This window comes from Candidatus Nitrosarchaeum limnium BG20 (assembly GCF_000241145.1).
GTDB lineage: Archaea > Thermoproteota > Nitrososphaeria > Nitrososphaerales > Nitrosopumilaceae > Nitrosarchaeum > Nitrosarchaeum limnae.
This window is the reverse complement of the sequence record NZ_AHJG01000094.1, coordinates 1-4,323: the sequence shown is the minus strand read 5'-3', so window position 1 is coordinate 4,323 and position 4,323 is coordinate 1. Positions and strand designations below refer to the sequence as shown.

Sequence of the window (4,323 nt, the reverse complement as noted above, 5' to 3'; positions counted from 1 at the left end):
GTATTTTTTTAATTTTTAAAACATGAATATATGTTCATCAAATAGAAATATAACGTATTTTTTGGAAATTAGATATATCATATCACCCTATACTAAGTATGTAGGTCTCAGTTAGAAGGGCCCAAGATAAGAATGTCAAAGACATACTTGAAATTCTGTACGAATTGGAATGTGGAGTTAAAACGACCAAAATGTGGAAAGTGCTCAAATCCTATTCCAGATACCAAAGACAAGATGCCATATTTGATTTATCACTAGTCAATAAATAAATTACAAAAAATGAAATTAAAACTAATAGAATAAATCAGATTAATTAAATTTCAATATTTTAAATAATTTAACTTTAGTGGTAAAAGTTCACATGTGCAATCTTCTCGTTTACCACATTTAGGACAATTGCAATAACAACGCAGTAATGAAGTATTACACTCAATGCATTTTGTATACTCTGCATAGTCTTCTCTCATGATACCATATACGCACCATTAAAAATAAACATATAAGAAATTCACTTAAAATTTATTTGATTTTAAAGAATATTTCAAAAATATTTTTGCTAGTAGAAAAGATTAGCGATAATTTTATTTTGCGTATTTTTTATAATTTTTCATTTAAAGAATCACAGTTAGGACATTTTTGATCATAAATTTTAGAACCACATTCAAGACATATTCCCTCACCCAACTCTTTTTCAACAGACTTTTTCCTAATTCCAACATAAAATTTTATTCCAAAATACATTGCTATTGCAATTAAAACTGCATATATTGGAGCCATAAATGGAATTAAACCTATCATAAAAAGTAAAAGACCCACTATCAAAATGATGTCACGTTTTTCAAAATTCAATAGAAACAATTCACTGTATAATTGATAAAAACATGCCGGAGCTCAGAGCCATTAATTTTAGTTCATATCAAACTCATTACTCTAACTCTTCCTCATCGCTCGGCGATAAAACTAGGATATCATTTGATAATAAGATAATGAATGGTGGGATCGGCGTGATTTGAACACACGACCTCTGCGTCCCAAACGCAGAATCATACCAAGCTAGACCACGATCCCAGTAAATCCTAAGAATTGCCCAATTTAAGCTTGACAGATACAAAATTCATGTATAAATTAAAAAATAAAGAAGAGGCTTTGCTTAAGCAAAGATTAATTCTAATTGAGGAGTGTTTGTTAGTGTCTCTCTAGATGCTATGTTTATCCTTCCAGGAGAGTCTTCATCACTTTTCATAATGATCCAACCGTAGTTAGGAGAACCATTTAGGAAAGCCAAGACGTCTTTAGTAACATCGAATTCTATCCATGTTCCAGATACATCATTAGAGATGACTACAGAATCAGTAACAGTTCCAGTAAAACTTCCACCGTTCCAGTTTGTGCAATCTTGATCGTCTGAAGAGCAATTCCAAGTCACACCTTTCTGAGTTCCAACAAAATTAGCGAATGGAGCATTTGTTCCAACTCCTTCTTGCCAGTTTTCAGTTATACTATGGATCATTACTGTTTGTCCTTCTTTCCATCTGTTGTCATTGTCAACAACAAAAATTCTCAATTTTGCAGATTCCAGTGATTTTTCTTTTAGAACTGTGCCTATTTGCGATTCATCAAAACCAACTAAAACTCTATTATTTGTTGGGCCAGTACCCATTACACGTAATACTTGATTTGAACCTTCATTAGAGTTCTTAATTCCCTCTCTAACAAAACTGTCTTTTGTAGAATAGAGAATTGCAGAATGATCAGTCAGTTCAAAATCAGCAATCGAGGTTTTAACAGGTCTGAATTTTGAGAAACTTTCAAAATTTTGCTCAGATGTAATAGAATCATACTCATGGCTTTGTTGAATGAATATGCCGGTAGGAATACTTGAAGTGATTGGATTAAAACACAATCCAGTATCACATAGTGTTTTGAAATCTTTTTCAGAAAGTAACGAGGATGTTAAAATGCCATCACTGAGCAAGAAAAAAGTCATGCCAGAAAATGCCACACCTGCAACAATCATCATGATCAGAAGTCGTTTTCCAGAATATTCAATTGTGGTTGTCTGCATCATTACAGTAGTATTTAATTTCTAATTAGTATAGACTTGTTTGTAATACAATTACACACATTATAAAAATATTATTTTAATAAAAAAATATTTTAGATGTTATTACGTTTAATTAAAAATTATAGAATATAAAAAATTAATTTTTATCAACTATAAAAGTGGCGTCCACCATTCCAAAACCATATTCATTTTCATAGTTTGGTTGCATATGATTTGGTTTTGCATGTTGTTCAATTTCATTTAATAATTGAGAGGGTGAAAGATCGGGATTTGCATCTAACATCAAAGCTGCGATTCCTGCAACATATGGTGTTGTTGCGGAAGTACCATAAAACAAATTTCCATTGTAGGCTATTGTTGTGACACCATTTGGTCCAACCACGTTAGGAACAGTTTTTCCATTGTTTGTTGGACCTTGGGAGCTAAATGACTCCAAGACACCATCTTTGTTGCTAACAGCACCTACAACAATCACTCCATTTGCGTCAGATGGAACTACAGCGCTGCTAGCAGCTATAGGATATTCGATATTATTATTAACTGAAAATAATTCCAATTCGGAATACGAATGAACATCATCTAGTGATTTGAATGCACCAGCATATGAAATGCCTAAAGTATACAATCCTGCCATTTGAGGAACATAGAAGATGTTTTCAGTCTTTTGAGATTTTGATGTTTGAGTATTTGCAGAATAATCTACAATCTTGCCCAAGGGATCTACTAGAACTAGATCAAAATCAGAGAAATCACCTAATCCATCATTCCAATTAAGATAAATCATTATGGGTACCTTGTTTTTTGTTTGTGATTCAGATACAGTAATTGAAAGTCCTTCATCATTTTCTGCAAATGCATGCCATGCATTTAGATCATTGTCTGAAAAATATCCTTTCCAATGTTTTTGAGCAAAGTTTCCAGAAGGAACTATCACTGAAATCCCATGATTTACTGCATCTTCAACTTTTTTAGTAATGTGACTAGTTCCATCGGTTGAGAGATTTGGCCATCCTGCAGCCATTGCAATCACATCTACATTATTCGAGATTGCCTCATCAATAGCACGTCCAAATTCAACATCGGTGCTCATTTCATAGAGATATAATTTAGAATTTGGAGCAACATCAGTAATGATTTCTGCTACTGCAGTTCCGTGACTAATTTTCTCTCCAGGTGTGACGGATTGTTCCAACATTGAATTTTCAGGAGAATTCCTAAATGATTTAAAATCTATAATATTATCAGATATTTTTGGATTATTTGTATCAAACATGACATCAAGTACTGCAACTTTAACATCCTTGCCAGTAATACCCGAAGTCTGAACAAGATCAGCATTTATTGCATACACACCTTCTGAAATAGGATATTTGAAATCTGCCTTTGTTAAGAGATTCAAGTCAGATACATCAGCACTTAATTGGATTAGGTTTGAGTATTTCATGTCTCCGAGTGTTTTAATTATTTGATCAGAATTTAAGAACGGAGATTTTACAACACCAAAAGTATCACCAGTATCATAAGATGGTTTTGATACAGGTCTTATGGTTTCGACTTCTTGGAATGAATTAATTCTAGGAATGTTTTTAACATCAGTTGTTATTTGAATGAGATTATCATCCTGTACTTCAACATCAGATTGACTTTGAATTTTTTCGATGGTTTCAGGACTTGTATTAGATAATTCCAAGACAACTCTTACTTGATTTTTATATACATCAATACCGTATTTCCATGCATTTTCATATGGGTTATCATCTTGCATTAATTCTCTGATTTGTTTATCAATTTTTTTAATAACAATTCCAGGATTTTTTGATTGTTCCATCTGCAAATGTTTTTCCTGAACTTCTGTTTGTTTTAGATTATCTGCAACAACAGTGAAGCCTGGATTTACTTTTAAAACATTATCAAAATAAGCCATTTTTACTTTTTGAGTATTTTCTTCTAGTTGTTTATTAAGAATGGATAATTGCTTTTGATAAATAGGATCAAATGTTTTTTCATTGAATTCTTTATCTAAGTTCTTTTTAGCCACACTAAATAGAACTTTTGCTACCAATTCCCCTTTTTTGGATTCTTTTTGTGCATTCTTTATAGCTTTTTCAACAGTAGTCAATCCATCATATTTTTCTTCTGATTCATCAAGAATTTTTCCTACAGCTTGAATTATTGAATCAGTAACTTCCTTAGAATGTGATGATACTAGCGTACTAGAAATAGAATTAGAATTAGAATTAGTTCCTTGTTCGGCTGAA

Annotated in this window: 3 protein-coding genes and 1 tRNA gene; all 4 read right to left on the bottom strand. The window is 32.1% G+C overall.

Annotated elements, in window-relative coordinates; genetic code table 11:
- Nucleotides 1-597 precede the first annotated feature (597 nt).
- Nucleotides 598-849, bottom strand: coding sequence for a hypothetical protein (locus BG20_RS02900; RefSeq protein ID WP_010190714.1), 252 nt, complete (start codon nucleotides 847-849; stop codon nucleotides 598-600).
- A gap of 142 nt (nucleotides 850-991) precedes the next feature.
- Nucleotides 992-1,068: transfer RNA gene (locus tag BG20_RS02895), tRNA-Pro, on the bottom strand.
- 82 nt (nucleotides 1,069-1,150) lie between these two features.
- On the bottom strand, nucleotides 1,151-2,068 hold the full coding sequence (locus BG20_RS02890; RefSeq protein ID WP_048097014.1) for a DNRLRE domain-containing protein: 918 nt from the start codon (nucleotides 2,066-2,068) through the stop codon (nucleotides 1,151-1,153).
- A 133-nt stretch (nucleotides 2,069-2,201) separates the two neighbouring features.
- Nucleotides 2,202-4,323: S8 family serine peptidase (locus tag BG20_RS02885; RefSeq protein ID WP_010190710.1), on the bottom strand; the 2,122-nt coding region annotated here is incomplete at its 5' end.

What these genes read in the sequence shown, in the direction of transcription:
- BG20_RS02890 (WP_048097014.1), bottom strand. Translation starts at nt 2,068, where the DNA reads ATGATGCAGACAACCACAATTGAATATTCTGGAAAACGACTTCTGATC.